Source organism: Bradyrhizobium sp. 157 (genome assembly GCF_023073815.1).
GTDB lineage: Bacteria > Pseudomonadota > Alphaproteobacteria > Rhizobiales > Xanthobacteraceae > Bradyrhizobium.
Window position 1 is genome coordinate 188476 of the sequence record NZ_JADPKF010000021.1, and the last position, 22342, is coordinate 210817.

A 22342-nucleotide genomic window follows, 5' to 3' on the forward strand; every position below is an offset into this window, starting at 1 on the left:
CCGACTACTCCGCCGCGCTGGATTGCGGTTGCAAATTGGCGCGGCGGTCGACGCGCGCCACCCGCGACAACAGATAATCGACTTCAGCCTTCGCGGTTGCCGTGATCGTCGCGCCGGGCTTGCGCTGGGCACTGGACGAAATGATGCCGCGCTTCTGCAGCACGTATTTGCGCACCGACAAGCCCGCGCCGGGCTGCTGCTCGTAACGGATCAGCGGCAGATGCGCGTCGAACAAATCGTGGGCGGCATCGCGCTTGCCGGCCTTTGATAGCTTGACCACATCAATGAGCAGTTCGGGGAAAGCGTAGCCGGTCATGGCGCCGTCGGCGCCGCGCTCCATTTCGAAATCGAGGAACAGCCCGCCATTGCCGACCAGGATGGACAGCGGCCGCAGCGAGCCATCCTTCTGGAAGTTGCGCAGGGTCGAGATCTTTTCCAGGCCCGGCCAGTCCTCGTGCTTGAGCATGACGCAGGACGGCGAATCCATCACGATCTTGCGGATCACGGCGGGCGTGAAGATGACGTTGAGCGTCAGCGGATAGTCTTGCAGCACCCACGGAATCTCGTTGCCGATCGCTTCCTGAGCCTGCTTGAAATAGCCCGTGATCTGGTCGTCAGTGCGCAAATGCGGCGGCGGCGCGATCATGACGCCCGCGGCGCCGGCATCCATTGACGCTTTCGCCAGCGAGCGCATCGAAGCGAAGCCCGGCGCGGAGACGCCGACAATGATCTGCATGTTTTTGGCGCGCTTGACGAAGCGGATGGCCACCTGCTCCGCTTCCGTTGCGTCGAGCTTCGGCGCCTCACCCAAAATGCCGAGCACAGTGACGCCGTCGCAGCCGACTCCGGCGTAGAAGTCGGTCAGGCGATCGATGGATTTCTCGTCGATCCGGCCATCGTCGTGGAACGGTGTCGGCGCAATCGCAAAGGTGCCGGCGGCCTGGGCGGTGAGCTTTGTCATTTGGAACCTTATCCTTCTCCATCGTCATTCCGGGGCGATGCGAAGCATCGAACTATGATGCGCAATTGCGCATCTGAGAATCTCGAGATTCCGGGTCTGGTCCTTCGGACCATCCCGGAATGACGTTTAACTCAAAACCTTCGCGCGCCCATTTTGATCTGTTCCTCGGAGAAGAAGATCTCCTTGGCGTGGGTCACGATGTCCTCGGCCTTCCAGCCCGTGAACGGCGGTTTCCAGCCTTCCATTTCCATCATCCGCATCTCCCGCACCCCGCGCGGGCCGGAGACGCCGAGCACCTTGCCGGTCTGGTCGCCCGACAAGTCGCTGACCATGTATAGCACGGCCGGCGCGATGCCATCGGGGCCGAGCGCGGCGCCGGGGTTCTCTTTATAGCGCGGCAGGTCTGCGGTCATGCGGGTCAGCGCGCCCGGTGCCAGCGTCCAGACCCGGATGTTGTACTTGCGGCCCTCGATTGCCAGCACGTTCGACAGTCCCCAGATACCGCCCTTGGCGGCGCCATAATTGGTCTGGCCGAAATTGCCGATCAGGCCCGAGGTCGAGGAGGTGTTGACGATGACGCCGCCGCCGTTCTCGCGCATCCATTTGAACACCGGCTGGGTGCAGCAGAAGGTGCCCTTGAGGTGCACCCTGATCACCTTGTCCCAATTGGCCTCCTTGGCCTTGGCAAAAGTCTCGTCGAGCAGGATACCGGCGTTGTTGACCAGGATATCGGCGCGGCCGAAATTCTTGATGGCGTCGTCGAACACCGACTGCCCGCCGGCCATGGTCGAGATGTCGGCGCCATTGGCGACGGCGCGGCCGCCCTCTTCCTTGATGGCGTTGACTACCTTCTGCGCCATCGAGACGTCGGCACCAGAGCCGTCGCGGGGACCGCCGAGGTCGTTGACCACGACCGCTGCGCCCTCGCGCGCAAACAGTTTGGCGTAGGCCTCCCCGAGCCCGCCGCCTGCACCAGTGATGATGGCAACTTTGCCGTCGAGCAATCCCATGGTGTGTTCTCCCTTACATCTTCTCGCTTTCGTGTCCCGAACGCGATGCAGCGTGCAACGCTGCGTCGCGGAGCCGGGACCCAGCACCCACCCGGCCAATGGCCCCGGCTCTGCAGCGCATCACTACGTGCTGCGCTGCGTCCGGGCACGAGATCTAGCCCAGCACCGCCTTGCCGCTCTTGATGACGGTAACGCCCCTCGCCTTCACCTTGGCTTCGAACGAGATCACGTTGCCGTCCTTCCACATCTCCATCGTCACGGTCTCGCCGGGATAGACCGGCGAGGAAAACCGCGCGACGTGCTGCTTGAAGGCGGACGGATCGTAATCGGCGTAGGTCTGCAGCACGCCGCGGCAGGTGATGCCGTAGGTGCACATGCCGTGCAGGATCGGCCGCGGAAAGCCGGCCTTCTTCGCAAACTCGGGATCTGAGTGCAGCGGGTTGCGGTCGCCGCACAGACGATAGACCAGCGCCTGGTCCGGGCGCGTCGTGATATCGACGATCCTGTCCGGCGCGCGGTTCGGAACCTTGTGCGGCTCGGGCTGGCCTTCGGACGGGCCGCCAAAGCCGCCGTCGCCGCGCGCGAACCGCGAGGCAACCAGCGTCGCCAGCTTCTCGCCGTTCTCGTCCTTCAGCACGGTCTGGTGCCGGATAACGGCGCCCTTGTCCTTGCCCTTGTCAAAGACGTCGAGCACGGTCGAGTCGGCGGTGATCTTGGCCGCGCTCGGCAGCGGCTTGTGGAAGGTAATGTCGCGCTCGCCGTCGACCACCATCACGCGGTTGAGGTTCATTTCACCGGGCCCAGCGCCCCAGGCCGCCACCGAGGCGAAGGTCGGCACGACCTTCAGAGGACGCGGCGTCAGCGTCCCCTCGTTGACGAAAGCCAGTTCGTTCTCATCCATCGGATCGGCGCCCATGCCGATGCCGTAAGCGTAGAGCATCACCTCGCGGTCGGTATAGGCGTATTTCTGGCCTAGATTTTTCAGGGCCATGAGCTGTTCGTAGTTGATCGGCATCGCCGTCGTCCTCTCCCGAAATCTTGTTCCTTGGCGCTGCCAATTGATGCGCCCTCTCCCCTTGCGGGAGAGGGCCGCGACGGCGCCAGCCGCAAGCTCCCTTGGGAGAGGGGTTGTCTCCGCAGATACATCTCTTGCGCGGAGAGACACCCCTCTTCCGGCAGCTTCGCTGCCACCTTCCCCCGCAAGGGGGGAAGGTACTTTTTAGGCTACGCCGCCGTGAAGAACGGCAGTGGGGCGCCTTCGGTCGGCTTCCACACCAGCTTCACCGTCTGGCCGATCTTGATCTTCTCCAGATCGCAGTCGACGATGTTGGTCTGCAGCGAGGGGCCTTCCTTCAGCGTGACATAGGCGATCGCGTAAGGACCAGTCGGCGATTTGCGCATCAGGCTGTAGGTGTAAACCGTCGCCTCGCCGGACGCTTCCTCCCACACCGTCTTGTCCGAAAAACAGAACGGGCAGATCGAGCGCGGGAAATAGTGCGCCTCGCCGCAAGCCGTGCAGCGCTTGATCATGAACTTGCCGGTCTTGGCCGCTTCCCAGAACGGCGCGGTTTCCGGATTGGTCACCGGCGCCGGATATTTTTTCGTTTCAGCCATCACACGCGCTCCAGAATGCAGGTTGAGGCGGCATGACGCACGCCGAGAAGACCGCCGGTGCCGTGGGCGATCGCAAGATCGCAGTTCGGCACTTGCACCTTCGGATGGGCTTCGCCGCGCAATTGGCGGACGGCTTCCAGGATTTTCGTCATGCCGCCGCGATTGACGGGGTGGTTGCTGCAGAGGCCGCCGCCGTCGGTGTTGAACGGCAGCTTGCCGACACCGGAGATCAAATTGCCGTCGGCGACGAACTTGCCGCCCTCGCCCTTCTTGCAGAAGCCGAGGTCTTCGAGCTGCATCAGCACCGTGATGGTGAAGCTGTCATAGATCGAAGCGTACTTGATATCCTTCGGCGTGACGCCGGCTTCCTCGAAGGCGCGCGGGCCGGACCAGACGCCGGCGGAATAAGTCAGATCGAGATCCTTGCCGCCGCGCGGACCTTTCATCGCCTCGCCATGACCAATCAACCGCACCAGCGGCTTCTTCAGGCTTTTCGCGATTTCCGGCGTGGTCACGATCATAGCGCCGCCGCCATCGGTGACGACGCAGCAATCCATCCGGTGCAGCGGGTCCGAGATCATCGGCGAGTTGATGACGTCCTCGACGGTGACGACATCCTTGAGCATCGCATGCGGATTGTACTGGGCGTGATGGGAGGCCGCGACCTTGATCCAGGCGAGCTGTTCGCTGGTGGTGCCGTAGTCGTGCATATGGCGCATGGCACACATGCCGTAGGCATTGTGGGTGGTGGCGCCATAGGCCGCCTCGAAATCAGCCTCCGCGCCCGCTGCGCGCGGCGGCATCACCCCGGTGCGCGGCTTGCCGGCGAGGGTGACCAGCGCGACCGAGCATTTGCCCGCCGCGATCGCTTCGGCGGCGTGGCCGAGATGGATCAAATAGGAACAGCCGCCGGTCTCGGTGGAATCGACGTGGCGCACCTTGTTGAGCCCGAGGTAATCGACCATCGGCCAGAGGCCGCCCGGCGCGTCGCCGGCGAGGAAATAACCGTCGATATCGGCTTTGGTGAGGCCCGCATCCTCAATCGCCCCCTTGGCGACCTCGGCGTGCAACTGTGCAGTTGATTTATCCGGTGCGTGCCGGGTGGGATGCTCATAGATCCCGGCAATGTAGGCTTTGCCTTTGATGGTCAAATCGTTCTCCGTTGGCGTTTCTTCTTTCCGAAAGTTTTCTGGCCTGTCGGGCGGACCTTGGCAAGCGCGGAAATATTCCGCCGGGCGAGAGGGTAGCGACTGGACTCAAGTCGGGATGATTATCGGCGGAAATCTTATCAGGCCGGAACGCCTGTCCGCCGTTCGGCTTGACGTTTCACGACGCCGCGTTCTCGCGGCGCGGCCGGCGCCTGCTGATTGCCGACCGGCGAGTCGGCAAGCGTCAGCCGGTATTCCGGACCGCATCGACCAGCATCGCGTAAAGCTGACGCTTGGTGAATTCCTTGGGCTGCGTTGCTGCCGGCTTGCGCGGCGACATGACCTTGTCCGCCGGGCGGGCACAGGCCGCCAGCGGCGCCACCGCTCGCTTCGGCACCGACACGATCTTGGGGCTCGCGGTCGGCGGCTTACGACCGCGCTTCTGGCCCATGCGCTTCAACTTGGCGCTCACGGCATTGCGGCTAAGGCCCAGCCGATTTGCGATCTGGCCGGCGCTGTGGCCATCGGCCCAGAGTTTTTTGAGCAGTGCTACGTCGTTCGCATCCCAACCCATGGAGATGATTATACATCGACTGCGAGCGACAGGCTAGTCGTTGCTCACGTTGCTTCAGCGAGGAGATCATCTCGTCGTTAATGCCGCGTCGTTGATCGGAGTGCGAGACGGCCGAGCTGAAAGCCTTGCGTATTCATCTTGATCGCGACGCCGTTGACCTCGATGGCCTGCTCGATGCCTGCTTCGCGGGCATGCCGGCCGAGGCTCCTGTCACACCATGATCGGCCTACAAGGCCTTGGTCCGCCTAAGCAGCCACCACGTCAGTGCTCCCGCGGCGATCACCAGCAGAAGCGCATACCAGGTGCCGCCGTCGCCGGTCTGGAATGGCATGTCCTTGGTGTTCATGCCGAAGAAGCCGGTGACCAGCGTCGAAGGCAGCATGCACGCGGTCAGGACCGATAGCGTGAACAGGCGACGGTTGGTGATCGCCGTCATGCGGCCGGCGATCTCGTCCTGCAGCAGCCGCGCGCGCTCATAGATCGCGCTGAACTCGTAGTCGAGCGCGTCGAACTTCTGCGCAAGCTTGCGCATCGCCGATAGCAGGGTTTCCGATTCGACGTCCTCGCGCGTCTCCAGGCGATGAAACAACGCACGGATCTGCGACAGCTGCCGCCGCGTGCGGATCGCCTGCAGGCGCACGCGGCCGAGCCGCAATCGCTCATCGTCGATCTCGTCGTGCAATACATGATTCTCGACGATGTCGAGCTCGTCGCCAAGGCTCGCCGAATAGCGTCCGATCACATCGGCGAACTGGTCGACGATCGCATCGAACAGCGACACCGGGGTGGGAAACTTGCGGCCGCTATCGAGCGCACGCCGTGTCAGCTCGATCGCGCGCAGCGGCTTGCGCCGGGCGGTGATCATCAGCTTCGACGAGATCGCAAAGTGCACCCGCAGGAGATCGTCGCCCTCCTGCATGAACTCCTGGTGCAGGTCGGGCAAAACGCCGGCGATCTCCTCGTCGAAAATATCGAGGCGGATATGCTCGTCGGCATCTAGCAAGGTCTCGCGCGCAACATCGGACAGCGGCGCACTGGCGAGCCAGTCGTGGCAGCGACGGTTGGACAGATTGAAATGCAGCCACAGCCAGCCGTGCGGATCGGCGAGTTCCGCATCGAGGTTGGCGACGTCGAGCTTCGTCGCGGAACCGTCGCCCGCAAAGCGATAGGCGGAGATGATGCCGATGTCGGCTAGGGGCTGGTCCATCTGCTAACCCGTTGCTGGTGCGAAGCAGGCAATGCGTCAACGCAGTGACAAGCTGATGGCGACTACCCCATCGAAGCTCTGGAAACAAGGTCTTGATTTCAATCGGGCAATTCGTCCGGCCGCTCGTCCCCGGGACGCAGCGTTCGTAGGTGTGCAAAGCGAAGCGTGCCCACCATCACGAGCGGAGTATAGATGGTGGGCACGGCGCAAGTGCGCCTTTGCCCACCCTACGCGATCATTCCGCCGCCAACTGGCGCGGTGCCGGCGGCGGGTTGGCGAGATCGGCGGTGAGTTGCGCGTGGCGCGCATTGGCGTCCGCGACCGCCTTTTCCTTGATTGGACCGTAACCGCGGATGCGGTCGGGCAAGGACAGGAGTTCGACGGCAGTGTCGTGCGTGATCGGCGACAGCGCGCCGAGCACGGTGGCGACGTCCTTCTCGTAAGCCACAATCAGGTCGCGTTCGAGCTTGCGGTCGGCGCTGTAGCCAAAAATGTCGAACGGCGTGCCGCGCAGGAAGCGCAATTTTGCCAGCGTCCGGAACACGGGCATCATCCACGCACCGAACGCGCGCTTCTTCGGCCGTCCCAGCGCATCGAGGCCGCCGCCGAGGATCGGCGGCGCCAGATTGAAGTTGAACTTGAAGTCGCCTTCGAACTGGTCGCGGAGCTGCTTTTCGAAACGGCCATCGGTAAACAGCCGCGCAACTTCGTACTCGTCTTTGTAGGCGAGCAGCTTTGCGTAGTTGACCGCGACCGCCCGCGGCAGTGCCTCGCCATAGCCGCCATCGATCGCCGCATCGCGGACGCGCTTCACGAGAGCCCGATAGCGCTCGGCGAGCGCAGCATTTTGATAGTCGGTCAGGAATGCGCTGCGGTGGGCGATGACCTCGTCGAGCGTCATCGCCTCCAGCGTCTTCGCGACCACCGTCTCGTCCTGCCCCTTCATCATGGCCTCAAGCCGCGCCGGATCGGCGGCGGCGAGACGGCCGAGCTGGAAGGCCTGCGTGTTCATCTTGATCGAAACGCCGTTGACCTCGATCGCCTGCAGAATAGCCTTCGCCGACAGCGGCAGCAGCCCCTTCTGATAGGCGTAGCCCAGCATCATGATGTTGGTGGCGATGGAGTCACCGAGGAGAGCCTCGGCGGGCTTGGTGAAGTCGTAGAAAGAAGAGTCCTTGCGCAGTTCGGTCTCCAGCACGTGGTTGACCTTGCGGCTCTGGAAGTTGAAGTCGCGGTTGAGGATGAAGTCGGCGGTCGGAATCACGTGCGTATTGATCACGCCGACGGTGCGGCTGGCTTCGCAAAGCGTGATGGTGTCCTTGGCGGCCGCCACCACCTCGTCGGCGGCCATCACCAGATCGGCGGTGCCGGTGACGATGCGCGAACAGGTGACGTCGGCGGTGTGCTCCGAGAGACGGACATGACTCAGCACCGCGCCGCCCTTCTGCGCGAGGCCGGACATGTCGAGGATCATGCTGGCCTTGCCTTCGATATGCGCGGCCATGCCGAGCAGCGCGCCGATCGTCAGCACGCCGGTGCCGCCGACGCCGCCGACCGCGATGTTGTAGGGCCGCTCCAGCGAGGGGAATGAGGGCGGCTCGGGCAGATCGCCGATATCGCCAAGACCTGTACCATCAAGGCTTGCCGGCGCGCGGCGGCGCGGCTTGCCGCCGTCGATGGTGACGAAGGACGGGCAAAAGCCCTTGAGGCAGGAATAGTCCTTGTTGCAGGTCGACTGGTTGATGGTGCGCTTGCGGCCCATCTCGGTTTCCAGCGGCTCTACCGAAATGCAGTTCGACTGCACCGAGCAGTCGCCGCAGCCTTCGCACACAGCCGGATTGATCATGACGCGGCGCGCGGGGTCTTCCATCAGGCCGCGCTTGCGGCGGCGGCGCTTTTCGGCGGCGCAGGTCTGCACGAAGACGATCGCCGAGGTGCCCTTCAGCGTGCGGCAGGCCCTCTGGACAGCGTCGAGTTCGTCGCGATGCGCCGTCTTGACGCCGGGCGCGATCTCGGACGCCGGATAGGCGTCAGGATTTTCCGAGACCAGATAGATGTTGCGGATGCCCTCCGAGTGGAGCTGGAAGGTGATCTGCTGCGGCGACAATTCGCCGTCGACATGCTGGCCGCCGGTCATCGCGGTCGCGTCGTTATAGAGGATCTTGTAGGTGATGTTGGCGCCCGAGGCGATCGCCTGACGGATCGCGAGGCTGCCGGAATGGAAGTAGGTCCCGTCGCCGAGATTGGCGAAGACGTGCTCTTCCTTGGTGAAGGGTGCGACGCCGACCCACGGCACGCCCTCGCCTCCCATATGGGTGTAGGTCTCGGTGTTGCGGTCCATCCACAACGCCATGAAGTGACAGCCGATGCCGGCGAAGGCGCGGCTGCCTTCCGGCACCTTGGTCGAGGTGTTGTGGGGGCAGCCCGAGCAGAAATACGGCGTGCGGGTGACCGGGGCGACCGCCTGCATCTGGGTCGCCTGACGGCCGTTGAACCAGTCGGCCTTGGCGCGCAGCATCGCTGCGATTTCAGGATTGAGATTAAGTCGAAGCAGCCGCTCGGTCAGTGAGCTCGCCAGTGAGGCGACAGAAAGTTCAGCGGCGAAGGTGAGAAACCGTTTGTCGTGGTCGTCCATCTTGCCGACAATGCGCGGGCGGACGTCGTCGCGCCAGTTGAACAGCTCCTGCTTGACCTGGTTCTCGACGATCTCGCGGCGCTCTTCGACGATGAAGATTTCCTCGAGGCCGACGGCGAAATTGCGCACGCCTTCCGGCTCCAGCGGCCAGGGCATGCCGATCTTGTAGAGACGGAGCCCGATCTTGGCCGCGACCTCTTCAGTGATGCCGAGTTCGCGCAGCGCCTGACGGATGTCCTCGTAGCTCTTGCCGGACGCCATGATGCCGTAGCGGGCATTCGGCGAATCCATGGTGATGCGGTTGATCTTGTTGGCGCGGGCGAAGGCGATCGCCGCATAGCCCTTGTAGTCCTGCAGGCGCAGGTCCTGTGCATAGCGATCGTCGGGCCAGCGCAGATTGAGGCCGCCCGGCGGCATCTCGAAATCGGTCGGGATCGCGAACGGGGTCATCTCGTCGGTGAGGTCGATCTCGGCGGTGGTCTCCACCGTCTCCGTGATCACCTTCATGCCGACCCAGCAGCCGGAATAGCGCGACATCGCGATGCCCAGCAGGCCCATCTCGATCATTTCATGGATGCTGGAAGGATAGAGGTAAGGCATCAGCGCGGAGATGAAGGCGTGGTCCGACTGATGCGGCACGGTCGAGGATTTCGCACCGTGATCGTCGCCGGCGAGACAGAGCACGCCGCCGTGCTTCGCCGAGCCGGCCGTGTTGCCGTGCCGGAACACGTCGCCGCAGCGGTCGACGCCGGGGCCCTTGCCGTACCAGATGCCGACCACGCCATCATATTTGGCGCCGGGCGAAAGATTGAGCTGCTGCGAACCCCAGATCGCGGTGGCGGCGAGGTCCTCGTTCACGCCAGGCTGAAACTTGATGTTGTATTGTTCGAGGTGCTTGCGGGCGGCGAAGAGCTGCTGGTCATAGCCGCCGAGCGGTGAGCCGCGGTAGCCGGAAATGAAGCCAGCGGTGTTCAATCCCGCGGCGCGGTCGCGGCGGATTTGCGCCATCGGCAGGCGGACCAGCGCCTGGATGCCGGTCAGGAAGATGTGGCCGGACCCTTGCGTGTACTTCTGATCGAGACTGATCGGACCCTGGTTGATTCCCATTGCAGCCCTCTTTGGCCTTAGCCTTGATCGCGACGACTGCTTTTTTAGCTAGTCATCTGAACTCATTAGAACCAGTCTATGTCGAATTTTTCCGCGGGCGCACCATTAATCTCGCCTTCTGAGCCGTGCCTTCAAAGATCGCAACTTCGTGCCGGGAAGAGCGGCAGCCCTTTTCGGTTTGTGTCGTCCGGAAGCCTCGGCGCGAAACGGCATGACGCCCCCTCTCGATCCGCTTTCGCGCTATAACGCCTTGGGAGGCCAGATGGTGCAGGGACTACGCCGGATCATGCGGACGATTCTTGCCGGCGTGCTTTTGTGCACTGCGTTCGCTGTTGGCGAAGGACATGCCCAGTCCAGCGAGCAACGAAGGCCCGAGCCGGCGCCTGAGGACATCGCGCGCGGCAAGGCGCTGACCGAAGCCGGAGACTGCGCAAGCTGCCACACCGCCGATCCCGCAAAACCGTTCGCCGGCGGCAAGCGGATCGATACCCAGTTCGGCGGCATCTACGCGCCCAACCTGACGCCGGATCGCGATACCGGGCTCGGCGCGTGGAGCGATGACGATTTCTACCGCGCGCTCCGCTTCGGCGTGGCGCGGGACGGCTCGCGTTATTACCCGGCCTTCCCCTATCCGAATTTTACGAAACTGACGCGGCAGGACATTCTTGCGATCCGCGCCTATCTGGCGACGCTGACGCCGGTCAAAAACGCACCGCGTGAGCCGGAGCTGCGCTGGCCGTTCAACTACCGCTTCGTCATGCGCGGCTGGAACTGGCTGTTCTTCAAGCCCGGCATCCTGATGCCGGACCAGGCCAAGAGCGCGGAATGGAATCGCGGCCGCTATCTGGTCGAGGGCGTCGCCCATTGCGGCGCCTGCCATACGCCGAAGAACTTTCTCGGCGCGGACAAGCGCGGCCAGCTTTATGGCGGTGGGCGCGTCGCGGGCATGTTCGCGCCGCGGCTCGATGCCGCCGAGCGGAGCGGCCTGAAATCCTGGAGCGTGGAAGATATCGCCGAATATCTGCAGAGCGGCCGCAACGCCAAAAGCCATGCCGGCGAGCTGATGTCGGAGGTCGTGATCAACTCGACCTCGAAGATGAGCGATGCGGATGTCCGCGCCATCGCGGTTTATTTGAAAGACCTGCCGGCGGGTGCACCGGAGCCGAAGGTCACCCCGCCCTCGCCTTCGCAAATGGCCGCAGGCGAAAAGCTCTACACCGGCGCCTGCATCGCCTGCCACGAAACGGACGGATCGGGTGCGCCGCGGATTTATCCGCCGCTGCCCGGCAATGCCAATTTGCAATCGGCCGATGCCTCCTCTGCGCTGCGCATCATTCTCGACGGCGCCGAGACCGTGACGACGCCGCGCGCGCCCAACAAGGGATCGATGCCTGGTTATGCGAAGTGGACCGACCAGGAGGTCGCCGACGTGACCAACTATATCCGCAATGCCTGGGGCAATGCCGCGCCGCTGGTGACGGCGGCGGAAGTCGCGAAAGCGCGGCGTAAGTAGAAGTAAGCGTGTCCTGGAGACGCTGCAGCGTTCCCGGCGATGCGAAGCGCGCGAACAGTCCACCGTTTAAGCATAGGAATCCTGTTAGGGAACTGGTTCCAACATTACGGGGTTGCAACGTTGGCGCGGAACATCCGCGCACGCCGGCCATTGTCCTCATGCTTGACTTCGGGATGCTAACGGAGGAACCCATTCATGGCATACCAACCCGATCCGAACGATCCTTACCGCGCCGGCCTGAGCGATGAAGAAGTCCGCCGTCAGGCCCGCCTTAACAGTCTCGACAATGAGCTGCAGCCCGATCCCGCGCTGTCCGAAGGTCCGCCCAGTGGAGGCAAGGTCGCGATGTTCGCCGTTGCCATCGCGCTCGTACTCGGCGCGCTATTCTATGGCCTGAACAACACCACCGTGCAGCAGGCCGGTACCTCGTCGACCAACCAGACCGCGCAGACGCAGCCGGCCAATCCGTCGGCACCTCCGGGAATGCGTGACGTAACGCCGCGCGCGAATACCGAACCGGGAACGACCACCGGCGCCGCGACTAATCGCCCGACGCCGCCGTCACAAAACCCGACTGGCACGGAGGTCGACCGCGCTAAGCAGTAGAGTGGACACACGCTAACAAAGCAGCGGGTTTAACGCCGCTGCTTTTCTTTTGCGCCTCGCTTGCGCGGTTAACTGAACATCTTGTTGAGCTCGCCGCCCGAGTAGCCGTTGGCGAATTCGCCGAAGGTGCCCTTCTCTACCATCTCCTTTGACGCCTTCATGAAGCCGGCCCACGCCATCCGCGCCAGCGAAGCGCCGACGCTGATGCGGCGCACGCCGAGATCGGAAGCCGCCTGCAGCGACGGGCCGGCCGCGCCGACCAGGAGATTGACCGGCTTTGGATGCACCGCTTTCACCACGGTCGAAATCTCTTCCGGCGTCGCGATGCCGGGCGCGTAGAGGCAATCGGCGCCGGCTTCGGCATAGGCGGTGAGCCGGTCGATGACGAGCTTCAAATCCTTCTGCCCACGCAGGAACGCCTCGCAGCGGCCGGTGAGCAGCACGCCGCTATTGTCGACATCGATCGCCTGGCGCGCCGCGCGGATGCGATCGACCGCCAACGCGCGATCGAACAGCGGCTTTGCGTTGTCGCCGGTAAAATCCTCGATCGACAGGCCTGCCACGCCGGTCGTGACGGCGCGTGCGACATTGGCGCCGACCTTGTCCGGCTCATGCGCAAAACCGTCCTCGAAATCGGCATTGACGGGGATCTCGACCGCCGCAGAGGTCGCGGCGAGATGGGCGCAGACGTCATCGACGGTGACGCGGTTGTCGGCCTTGCCTATGGTCCAGGCGAAGCCGGCGCTGGTGGACGCCAGCGCCTTGAAGCCGAGATGCTGCAACGCCTTCGCGCTGCCGACGTCAAACGGGTTGGGGATGATGAAGCATCCGCTCTCGTGCAACTTCCTGAATGCGGCGCGTTTGTCAGCAGATGTCAGCATGGGTTCGCTCCCCTCGGTTTGTTGGCGCCGCCTACATAGTAACGCTGCGTCTGCTCCGCCAGACGCCTCACGCCACGACCTTGCGCAGGAACGTCCGCTCCTCCGCGAGGATGAACTTGTTCTCCTCGGCGAAATCAAAATTGGCCTTGCCTTCGCCGTCCGCACGCAGCCGCGCGCGGTAGCTTTCATAAGACGCCAGGCTGTCGAACGAGATCAGCGCGAAGGCGATGTTGTTGGTGCCCTCGTGCGGCATCCAGTAGCCGAGGAGATCGCCGCCGCATTTCGGAATGATGGTGAGCCAGTTCTTTGAATACTGCTCGAACAAGGCGCGCTTGAACGGGTCGAGTTGGTAACGGATGAAGACGGTGACGGTCATTAGTTGGCACTCCGATGGTTTTCTCCGTCATTGCGAGCGCAAGCGAAGCAATCCATCGCGCCGCAAGCGGAGGAATGGATTGCTTCCGCCTTCGCTAAAGCTACGGCGGACAAGTCGTCGCTTCGCTCCTCGCAATGACGGCTGTGAGAATAGCGCCTTGCCTCACGTCGATGCTTCGGCTATCATCGAACTATGAAAGCAGGTCCCGACATCGCCATGGTCGCCTCCCTGGTCGGCGATCCCGCCCGCGCCAACATGCTGACCGCACTGATGGACGGCCGCGCGCTGACTGCGAGCGAGCTGGCGCACCAGGCCGGCATCACGCCGCAGACCGCGAGTTCGCATCTTTCCAAGCTCGAGGCCGGCGGGCTGATCGAGCCGGAGAAGCAGGGCCGTCATCGCTATTACCGCCTCACCGGCCCCGACGTCGCGGGCGTGCTCGAAGGACTGGCGGGCCTTGCCGAGCGCGCCGGGCACACGCGCGTGCGCACCGGGCCGAAGGAGCCGGCGCTGCGGCGCGCGCGGATCTGCTACGATCATCTGGCCGGCGATCTCGGCGTGCAAATGCTCGACAGCATGCGCAAGCAAAAACTGGTGCGCCAGACCAAGCAATCGATCGAACTCACCGGTGAGGGCAAGCGCTTCATGGCCGAGGCGCTGCAAATCGACGCGGATATGCTCGCCCACCCGCGCCGTCCCGTGTGCAAGGCCTGTCTCGACTGGAGCGAACGGCGGCACCATCTCGCCGGCACGCTGGGCGCTGCGGTGATGAACCGTTTCACCGAATTGAACTGGGCGGCGCGCGATCCCGCGCCCGGCAGCCGCGTCGTGAACTTTACCCGCACCGGCGAAAAGCGGTTCGCGGCGCTGTTTGGGAACGAGCAACGCATTACCTGATCGGTGGCGATTTCAGCGCGGCCTTGAAGCCCGGATGAGGCTGGCCTGATCTCCGCAAAATGTGAAGCTGAGCCGGCTTTACCAAGCTGCCTCATCGCATCAATAAGGCCGCTTCCCATCTGCCGGAGGCCGTCATGCAACGCGCGATCATCATCTGCTTTTCGATTTTCATCGTCAGCCTTACCTGCGTGCAGGCGGCCGAGCCTGCGACGCGCGAACCCTATGGCATTGGTCTCGAAGGTTTTGCCTATCCCTACCCCGTCCACATGCTGCCGCTGGTCAACGACGGCGAGCAGGTGCGGATGGCTTATATGGACATAGCTCCCGCGCAGCCGAACGGACGCAGCGTGGTGCTGCTGCACGGCCGCAATTTCCCGTCGAGCTACTGGGCGCCCATCATCAAGACCTTGAGCGGTGCCGGCTATCGCGTCGTCGTGCCGGATCAGATCGGCTTCGGAAAATCGTCGAAGCCGCAAGGCGAGCTGCATTTCGATACGCTGGCGCGCAACACGGTTGCGCTGCTCGATCACTTGCAAATCGCCAAGGCCGACATCGTCGCCCATTCGCTCGGCAGCATGCTGGGGGTGCGGATCGCGCGCGCCTACCCTGATCGGATCGCGCATCTGGTGCTGACGGCTCCGATCGGGCTGGAGGATTATCGGCTCTACGTGCCGCCGACGCCAACCGAAAAGATTTTGGAGAACGAAGATAAACTCACAGCGGACGCATATCGCAAGCAGCTCGAAACCAACTACGCCCTGAAACTGCCGCCCGAACAGATCACGCCCTTCATCGATGCGCGCTTCAACATCAAGGGCAGCGCCGAATATCCGCGCTGGCTGCGCGCGTTCGTCAGCTCGGGGCAGATGATCTACCGCGAGCCGGTCGTGCACGAGATCCCGCTGATCACGCAGCCGACGCTGTTCGTGATGGGCGCCGACGACCACAATGCGCCGGGAAAAGCGAATGCGCCGGACACGCTGCGCGCGAAGATGGGACAGAACGCCGAACTGGCCAAGGCGCTCGCCGCGAAGATGGCACGTGGCCGGGCCGAAGTGATCCCGAACACCGGACACATGGTCTTTTTGGAAGCGCCGTCGAAATATGACGAGCTGGTGCTCGGATTTCTGGCCATAGCTCCATGACAAATCACGACATTCATGTTCCATTCAGGCGTTCGTGACTAGGTTGCAAACGTGCCGCCTTGCGGCCAAGAACGGGAGAAAACATGAAGTACCTTTTTGCAGCAGTTTTGGCCCTGGGCACGGTTGCCAGCTTCAGCGCGGCGGAAGCCGCGCAGGGATGCGGGCCCGGCTGGCATCGCGGCCCCTATGGCGGCTGCCAACCCAATCGCCGGGTCGTTGTTCGGCCGGCGGCCCCGGTCGTCGTGGTGCGGCCTCCAGCTCGGACCGTGGTTGTGCGGCCCGGCCGCGTGTGTCCCTACGGCACCGTGTGGCGCTACGGACGCTGCCGCGCTTACTGAGATTTCCAACAACAACGAAAGCCCCGCTCGCGCGGGGCTTTTTTTTGGCTTGCTCAAGCAATTCCCGACGACGGCTTACCAGTAGTAACGACGACGGCGCCAGTAACGGCGGCGCCAACGACGGCGGCGATGCCAGCCCCAGTGCCTGCGGCGCCAGCGGCGGCGGCGCCAACCCCAGTGCCTTCGGCCCCAGCCGCGACGACGGCCGCGGCCCCAGCGCACTTCTTCGGGCGAGAGGCGATCGACCTCATCGCCTGACGTGACGGCGGGCTGCGCATCCTTGTTGGCGGGCAGTTTGTCGTCGTCGGCAAGCGGCGCCGGCATCAGCGGCGCGGCCTGCGCGCTCGCTGCAAGCGCGACGCCGCCCGCAGCAAATCCAAAGGCGAGTTTCAAAAAGTGTCGGCGTTCCATCACATCCCTTCCTCCGTTTGCTGCGTGCGAGAAAGAGAGTTTCGAGGTGCCGAGATGAACGCGCGGTGAACTCCGTGTTCAGCTTTGTCGCCAGTAGGAGCCGATGCACATTATTTCAGGCACTGTTGCGTTGCGGCACCCTTATCATTGCTGCGGCTTTTCTGTGTCGAGCAGGCGTGACGATCCGCTTTCGCTCGACGAGGCACACGTCGCCGTTTTCAGGCCACAAGCTCTTCCGCCAGTACCAGCACCTCGCGCGTTCGCGTCACGTCGGGCCAATCGCGGTTGAAATCGGCGACCAGCCGCTTCAACTCCGGCCCCTCCATCGCGCGATCGAGCGCCGCCTGGTCCGGAAATTGATACATCGCCTGGTGCAGCGCCGGATCGGTGGCGCTCCAATAGCGCCACGCCTTCACGGCGCCGAACGATTTCATTGCATCCGGCAGATGCTCGCGCGAATACCAGGCGTCGAATGCCTGACGCTTGGCGGGATCGGACACGGTGGCGCGGACGACGAAAAAGGCTGCGGGCATTTTTTTCTCCCTGGATTCTTTCTTGTAGGGTGGGCAAAGGCGCGTTAGCGCCGTGCCCACCATTTCATTCAGCGTGTTGGAAGGATGGTGGGCACGCGGAGCATGTCATCGGGCGCGCGTTCGCGCGACCCGTTGGCTTTGCCCACCCTACGCACCTACACACGTTTCAACACGCAACTGTCACATGCTCTGTGATATCAAGGCTGCGCGCAATGCGTTATCCGAGGTGCCACCCATGCCCATCCGCCATCGCTCCGCCCTCCTCTCAGCGCTCTGGCTGTTGACCGCGATCCTTCCCGCCGCGGCCGAGGACATCATGCTGCCGCGCGAACCGCAGATCGGACCGCGACCGTTCTATCTCGTCGACAAGATGAAGGACGGGCCGCTGAAGCAACAGCTCAGCCAGTGCACCGGACCGTTTCGCAAGACCGATTTTTCCATCGGCCATCGCGGCGCCGCGCTGGAATTTCCCGAGCATACCAGGGAGTCCTATATTGCCGCCGCCTGGATGGGCGCCGGCATCATCGAATGCGACGTGACGTTTACGAAAGACCGCCAACTGGTGTGCCGCCACTCGCAATGCGACCTGCACACCACGACCAACATCCTGACCGTGCCCGAGCTTGCCGCAAAATGCACGCAAGCCTTCAGCCCGGCTGATCCCGCGACCGGCAAGAAAGCCTCCGCAAAGTGCTGCACGAGCGACATCACGCTCGCCGAATTCCGGATGCTGAGTGCGAAAATGGACGGCTTCAATCCGGATGCCAAGACGCCGGCGGAATACCAGAACGGTACGCCGCGCTGGCGCACCGATCTCTACGCCAATTCCGGCACGCTGGTGACCCATGACGAGAGTATCGCGCTGATCAAAAGTCTCGGCGCCAAGTTTACGCCCGAGCTGAAGGCGCCCGAGGTGCCGATGCCGTTCGACGGCGATTACACTCAGGAGAAATATGCGAGCCAGATGCTGGACGCCTACAAGAAGGCCGGCATTCCGCCGTCAGACGTGTTCGCGCAAAGTTTTAATCTCGCCGACGTGCTTCACTGGGTGAAGACCGAGCCGGAATTCGCGAAACAGGCGGTCTATCTCGAAGAGCGCTACGAAAAGCAGGGCCTCGATCCCAATAAACCGGAGACGTGGAAACCGTCGATGGCGGAATTGAAGGCACAGGGCGTCGCAATCCTCGGCCCGCCGATCTGGACCATGCTGACGCTGAACGACAAGAAGGAAATCGTCCCCTCCGAATACGCCAAGGCCGCCAGGGCCGCAGGCCTCGACCTGATCGGCTGGTCGCTGGAACGCGATGGCCCGCTCAACAAGGGCGGCGGCTTCTATCACAAGTCGATCAAATCGGCGGTCGACCGCGACGGCGATACGCTGACGGTATTGGATGTGTTGGCCAAGCAGGTCGGCATCCGCGGCATGTTCTCGGACTGGCCAGCGACGACGACGTTCTATGCGAGCTGCATGGGAATGAAGTGAGAATCGTAGGGTGGGCAAAGGCGCGTTGGGGCCGTGCCCACCATTCTTGCACCGCTGTTGATGGATGGTGGGCACGCTTGCGCTTTGCCCACCCTACTCTTGCCAGACCTCATCCTGAGGAGCGCGTCTTCGCGCGTCTCGAAGGATGAATGGCACCAGCGGGGCCACATGGTTCGAGACGGCGCTACGCGCCTCCTCACCATGAGGGTCTCACAGCTACGCCGGCTCCAGGCCGAGGGCCTGCGCGCTCTCGATCCAGGTCGGCAATTCGCGCTGATACAACGCATTACTTTCCTTGAAGCCGAGCGCCGGCTCGAGCACGAACGTGGCGAGAACTTCCTTCACCTTCGGATCGTTGTTGGCGGCCACGCAGAGTTCCGACAGCCGATCGACGATCGGCTGCGGCGTCGCCTTCGGCACCGCCCAGCCCGTGAAGCCGCTGATTGTGAAGAACTTCGATGTGGCGCCCTGTTCAGGCAGCGTCTTGACGTTCGGAATCGCGGCGACCTTCTTCGAGTGCACCGCGAACACCACGCCGTGATTGCCTTGCAGGACGGGTTGCGCGGCCGTGTAGCTGCCCATCGCGACGTCGAGCGTGCCGTCCATCAGCCCGGTCCACATCGGCGCTTCGCCCCGGTAGTGGATCGGCTCGATCTTGAGGCCGTACTGCTTGTTGAGTTCGTTGATCGTCATGTGCGGGGCCGAGCCCGCGCTATAGGTACCGAAGTTGACCTGGCCCTTCTTGCGCGCGAACGCGACGAAATCGTCCAGCGTCTTGACGCCGGACGCCAAGCTCGCGACCAGCAGCAGCCCGGCGCCCGGAATGATGCTGACGAGCGTCAGGTCTCTGTCCATGTCGTAGCCGGGGTTCTTCATCATGACCCGATTCATCACATAGGTGGTCGAGATCGAGCACAGGATGGTGTGGCCATCGGGCGCGGCGCGTGCGACTTCCGCCGCGCCGATCGAGCCGGAGGCGCCCGCCTTGTTTTCGATGACGACGTTCTGCCCCACCTGCCTGGAGATGTAATCGCCGAAGGCGCGCGCGAGCAAGTCGGTCTGCCCGCCCGCCGGGTAGCTGCAGACCATGCGGATATTCCGCGACGGCCAGGGGGCTTGCGCGGAGGCGCCACGCGCGAGGAAAGGCGTCGCGCTGGCGGCCGCACCGGCGGCGATGAAGTGACGGCGGCTGATTCTCACTGGCATATTCGCTCCCTGATTTTCGGCGAGCGTACCGCATCGTCCCCCCTCTGCCATAGGCGAAAGGCGGGACAGATTGGCGCACATCAGATTCGGGCTTTCGCGGGTGGCCTACCGGATCATGGCATTCGCAACCGCCATTTTCCGAGACGCGAAAATACCGACGGCGACAGCCCGCCAAATCTCTCGATCGCCTGTCGCGACCTCAAAGAGCTGAAGGTATGAACTGAACGTGGGCGTTGCATAGGACGGCAGAGAGTGGCGATGCCGCAAGGCCACGGCCGGGCTGATCTGTGCTAAGCTTCTTTCAATACATTGCTGAGCGGAGGGGATTGTGCGGCGACGCGATTTTATTGCGCTCCTCGGCGGCGCGGCAGCCATCCGACCCCTGGGCGCGCATGCGGAACGCCCGCGCCAGCGCGTCCTCTATTTCACGTACTCGGCCGGCTACCGGCACGATGTCATACCGCTTTCCAAGGCAATCCTGACCCAGCTTGGAAGCAACTCGGGTGTCTTTGAAGTCACGGCAACGGAAGACACGTCTGAATTCTCTCCCGATAACCTCGAGCGCTACGCCGCGGTGATGTTCTACACGTCAGGAGAACTTCCGATGAGCGAAGCGCAAAAGAACGCTCTTCTCAACTTCGTGCGCTCGGGCCGCGGGTTCCTCGGTGTTCATTCGGCGACGGACACATTTTACACCTGGCCGGATTATCTCGACCTCGTCGGCGGCTACTTTAATGGTCACCCCTGGCATCAGGCCGTGACAATCGAGGTGGTCGATCCCGGTGATCCTCTGGTGGCTTTTCTCGGGAATTCGTTGCAGGTCGAGGACGAGATCTACCAAATCAGCGACTTCGACTATCGTCGATCACGCGTGCTCCTGCGCCTCGACCCACGCTCGGTGGACCTTGGCAAGACAGGCGTGCATCGACGATTCTATGGGTGGCCTCTCGCATGGACGCGATTCTACGGCGAGGGACGCGTATTCTATACGGCACTAGGCCACGAGCCGTCGGTTTGGCAGGACGCCCGCTACCAGCGAATCCTCAACAATGCTATTCTCTGGTCTATCCGAAGGTCGCTCTAGAAACCTTCGGAACAAGCGCAAGTGCGCTTGTTCCTGAGATGCACGGTGATAGCGCAAGCGTGTCGAGCGTTCAGGATGCGGGCCGCAGCATCGGCGTCAGCACTGGAGAAGAGCCGCTTTGGATTCTACCGGTGACCTTGAAGCCATGGCGTTCATAGAGCGAAATGTTACGCGGATTCGAGCTTTCAAGGTAGGCCGCGATGCCCTCCTCGTCGCATCGTCGAAGCGCGTGTTTCATCAGCAACGTGCCGAGCCCCTTTCCGAACAGGTTCGGATCGGTGGCGATAACAGGCAGATACCAATGCGGCTCAAGGGGATGATGTTCGGCCATTCCTTTCATGACGGCCCCGATCTCCTCGGCGATCTCCGGGCGCAGGGACTCCTTCATGATTGCGTCCATTTCTGCTTCGTCCGGCTCGACACCCGGCGGCAGCCATAAGGCGACGGCGCGCGCCTCTTCAGAGATGTAGGCTGTGCCATGCTCGAAAGCCCGGCCGCCGAAAGCATTGACGAACCGAGGCATTATTCTGAGGTATTGGGACGGGTCGGGCCAAGCCCAACGCGCCATCGGATCGGCCGCAAAGCCGAGCACAATGGTGTTGATCGCGCTTGCCCGGTTGTTCGCGCCCGCCGACTTGACTTCTGGTGCCGCCGACATCGTGTCGCTCCCTCGATCACCGACCCTCAATGTAGACAAGCCGATGCCTTCTTTCCAGCCGGATAAACGTGCGTGTAACTTCCGATAACGTCAAACCTTCGATCCTTGGGCGCACAGGGCCCGAGGGTCAATCGTAGTTTACCTTGGGAAAAAAGTCTCCGCGCCCTTCGGGGGTCATATCGAGCAGCCCCCACAAGGGGTCGACCTGATCCCCGGCGCGATGATGTTGATTGGGTTCGGTTGGTGCGAAGCTCATCTCTGAACCCCAGAAGTGACGGATTGCTCCGCCACTCTTCTTGAATACGTTGAAGATCGTTTCGTCCCAGTTCTCGCCGTCCGGAACGCCATGCTGAACACGCAAGCCCTTGGGAAATTTCGACGTATCGCCAAAGTAATCCGCGTCGTAGCTATTGCCCGCCGTAGACACGAACGACAGATGGTCCCAGCCGCGCCCGTGAGCCCACGCGGCGAGACGAGCGATTGAGGATTTTGCGACGATGTAAAGTGCAGCTCGCTGGCCGATGTGCCTTGCCGCGCCGTCGAGCCCATCAAGCAGGTGCGTGCAGCCGGGACATGGCAGCTCCCGCTCGGGTCCATACATGAAGCTGTACAGAATGAGCGTGTCGTGCGGACCGAACAACTCGGACATCTTGACCTTCTCAGGCGCTGCATTCTTGCCCATACGCTCGAATACATAGTCTTCCGGTACTTCGCCGCCGAGCGGCAAGGCGCGGCGCTTGGCTGCTACAGCTTCAATGTGGGCACGAAGTGCGATCTCGTCGTCCAGAAGCGCGTTTCTGGCAGCACGATACTCGGCGGTCTCGTTCGGGTAGCGGAGATGCTCCATGGCTTCCTCCAGATTAAAAGGTCTGTGAGCCCTGCGGACAAACTCATCCGTGAGTAGCGAGTTCCCTATTGCACCCGCTTGCCGCATATCCCTTGCGACCAACCCCGT

22 protein-coding genes are annotated in these 22342 nt (G+C 62.9%); 7 read left to right on the top strand and 15 right to left on the bottom strand.

Annotated features, from left to right (window positions below; genetic code table 11):
- Positions 1–4: 4 nt before the first annotated feature.
- The 8 genes from IVA95_RS05390 to IVA95_RS05425 all read right to left on the bottom strand — a co-directional run bounded on the left by IVA95_RS05390 (position 5) and on the right by IVA95_RS05425 (position 10256).
- Positions 5–961 (bottom strand): dihydrodipicolinate synthase family protein, encoded by a 957-nt coding sequence (locus IVA95_RS05390; RefSeq protein ID WP_247509555.1) that lies wholly within the window; start codon positions 959–961, stop codon positions 5–7.
- 131 nt (positions 962–1092) lie between these two features.
- Positions 1093–1971 carry an SDR family oxidoreductase gene (locus IVA95_RS05395; protein WP_213245393.1) on the bottom strand — a complete coding sequence of 293 codons (879 nt, stop codon included), beginning with the start codon at positions 1969–1971 and terminating at the stop codon, positions 1093–1095.
- A gap of 154 nt (positions 1972–2125) precedes the next feature.
- Complete coding sequence (locus IVA95_RS05400; protein ID WP_247509556.1) at positions 2126–2986, bottom strand: MaoC/PaaZ C-terminal domain-containing protein; 861 nt, start codon at positions 2984–2986, stop codon at positions 2126–2128.
- A gap of 209 nt (positions 2987–3195) precedes the next feature.
- On the bottom strand, positions 3196–3585 hold the full coding sequence (locus IVA95_RS05405; protein WP_247509557.1) for an OB-fold domain-containing protein: 390 nt from the start codon (positions 3583–3585) through the stop codon (positions 3196–3198).
- Positions 3585–4736, bottom strand: coding sequence for a thiolase domain-containing protein (locus IVA95_RS05410; RefSeq protein ID WP_247509558.1), 1152 nt, complete (start codon positions 4734–4736; stop codon positions 3585–3587). Before IVA95_RS05410 ends, IVA95_RS05405 begins: the two co-directional genes overlap by 1 nt.
- A gap of 241 nt (positions 4737–4977) precedes the next feature.
- Positions 4978–5307 (bottom strand): GcrA family cell cycle regulator, encoded by a 330-nt coding sequence (locus IVA95_RS05415; protein ID WP_247509559.1) that lies wholly within the window; start codon positions 5305–5307, stop codon positions 4978–4980.
- 226 nt (positions 5308–5533) lie between these two features.
- Complete coding sequence (locus IVA95_RS05420) at positions 5534–6514, bottom strand: CorA family divalent cation transporter (protein WP_247509560.1); 981 nt, start codon at positions 6512–6514, stop codon at positions 5534–5536.
- A gap of 235 nt (positions 6515–6749) precedes the next feature.
- Positions 6750–10256 (bottom strand): indolepyruvate ferredoxin oxidoreductase family protein, encoded by a 3507-nt coding sequence (locus IVA95_RS05425; RefSeq protein WP_247509561.1) that lies wholly within the window; start codon positions 10254–10256, stop codon positions 6750–6752.
- Between the two features lie 286 nt (positions 10257–10542).
- Here IVA95_RS05425 and IVA95_RS05430 point away from each other — a divergent pair, with 286 nt between their 5' ends.
- Entirely contained in the window at positions 10543–11769 is a 1227-nt protein-coding gene (locus IVA95_RS05430; RefSeq protein ID WP_247509601.1) for a cytochrome c, read from the top strand.
- Positions 11770–11964: 195 nt separating this feature from the next.
- Positions 11965–12375, top strand: coding sequence for a hypothetical protein (locus tag IVA95_RS05435; RefSeq protein WP_247509562.1), 411 nt, complete (start codon positions 11965–11967; stop codon positions 12373–12375).
- A gap of 68 nt (positions 12376–12443) precedes the next feature.
- Here IVA95_RS05435 and IVA95_RS05440 read toward each other — a convergent pair whose 3' ends face one another.
- Together IVA95_RS05440 and IVA95_RS05445 are read right to left on the bottom strand one after the other, a co-directional pair.
- The gene (locus IVA95_RS05440) at positions 12444–13256 is read right to left on the bottom strand and encodes an isocitrate lyase/phosphoenolpyruvate mutase family protein (protein ID WP_247509563.1); all 813 of its coding nucleotides are present in this window, start codon (positions 13254–13256) and stop codon (positions 12444–12446) included.
- 67 nt (positions 13257–13323) lie between these two features.
- Positions 13324–13632 carry an NIPSNAP family protein gene (locus IVA95_RS05445; protein WP_247509564.1) on the bottom strand — a complete coding sequence of 103 codons (309 nt, stop codon included), beginning with the start codon at positions 13630–13632 and terminating at the stop codon, positions 13324–13326.
- A gap of 192 nt (positions 13633–13824) precedes the next feature.
- Here IVA95_RS05445 and IVA95_RS05450 point away from each other — a divergent pair, with 192 nt between their 5' ends.
- The 3 genes from IVA95_RS05450 to IVA95_RS05460 all read left to right on the top strand — a co-directional run bounded on the left by IVA95_RS05450 (position 13825) and on the right by IVA95_RS05460 (position 16012).
- The gene (locus IVA95_RS05450; RefSeq protein ID WP_247509565.1) at positions 13825–14529 is read left to right on the top strand and encodes a metalloregulator ArsR/SmtB family transcription factor; all 705 of its coding nucleotides are present in this window, start codon (positions 13825–13827) and stop codon (positions 14527–14529) included.
- A gap of 134 nt (positions 14530–14663) precedes the next feature.
- Positions 14664–15674 (top strand): alpha/beta hydrolase, encoded by a 1011-nt coding sequence (locus tag IVA95_RS05455; RefSeq protein WP_247509566.1) that lies wholly within the window; start codon positions 14664–14666, stop codon positions 15672–15674.
- 83 nt (positions 15675–15757) lie between these two features.
- Positions 15758–16012, top strand: a complete 255-nt coding sequence (locus IVA95_RS05460; RefSeq protein ID WP_213245414.1) for a hypothetical protein — start codon at positions 15758–15760, stop codon at positions 16010–16012.
- Between the two features lie 75 nt (positions 16013–16087).
- Here the strand turns inward: IVA95_RS05460 and IVA95_RS05465 are convergent, their stop codons facing one another.
- Positions 16088–16423: a twin-arginine translocation signal domain-containing protein gene (locus IVA95_RS05465; RefSeq protein WP_247509567.1), complete on the bottom strand. Its 336-nt coding sequence runs from the start codon at positions 16421–16423 to the stop codon at positions 16088–16090.
- A 218-nt stretch (positions 16424–16641) separates the two neighbouring features.
- Positions 16642–16956 carry a hypothetical protein gene (locus IVA95_RS05470; protein ID WP_247509568.1) on the bottom strand — a complete coding sequence of 105 codons (315 nt, stop codon included), beginning with the start codon at positions 16954–16956 and terminating at the stop codon, positions 16642–16644.
- A gap of 316 nt (positions 16957–17272) precedes the next feature.
- On the opposite strand from IVA95_RS05470, the gene IVA95_RS05475 reads away from it, so the two are divergent.
- Entirely contained in the window at positions 17273–18439 is a 1167-nt protein-coding gene (locus IVA95_RS05475) for a glycerophosphodiester phosphodiesterase family protein (RefSeq protein ID WP_247509602.1), read from the top strand.
- 216 nt (positions 18440–18655) lie between these two features.
- Here IVA95_RS05475 and IVA95_RS05480 read toward each other — a convergent pair whose 3' ends face one another.
- Positions 18656–19645 carry a tripartite tricarboxylate transporter substrate binding protein gene (locus tag IVA95_RS05480; RefSeq protein WP_247509569.1) on the bottom strand — a complete coding sequence of 330 codons (990 nt, stop codon included), beginning with the start codon at positions 19643–19645 and terminating at the stop codon, positions 18656–18658.
- Between the two features lie 328 nt (positions 19646–19973).
- On the opposite strand from IVA95_RS05480, the gene IVA95_RS05485 reads away from it, so the two are divergent.
- Positions 19974–20729 carry a ThuA domain-containing protein gene (locus IVA95_RS05485; protein WP_247509570.1) on the top strand — a complete coding sequence of 252 codons (756 nt, stop codon included), beginning with the start codon at positions 19974–19976 and terminating at the stop codon, positions 20727–20729.
- 70 nt (positions 20730–20799) lie between these two features.
- Here IVA95_RS05485 and IVA95_RS05490 read toward each other — a convergent pair whose 3' ends face one another.
- Positions 20800–21387, bottom strand: a complete 588-nt coding sequence (locus IVA95_RS05490; RefSeq protein ID WP_247509571.1) for an N-acetyltransferase — start codon at positions 21385–21387, stop codon at positions 20800–20802.
- Between the two features lie 127 nt (positions 21388–21514).
- Positions 21515–22234: a DUF899 family protein gene (locus tag IVA95_RS05495; protein ID WP_247509572.1), complete on the bottom strand. Its 720-nt coding sequence runs from the start codon at positions 22232–22234 to the stop codon at positions 21515–21517.
- Between the last annotated feature and the right edge of the window lie 108 nt (positions 22235–22342).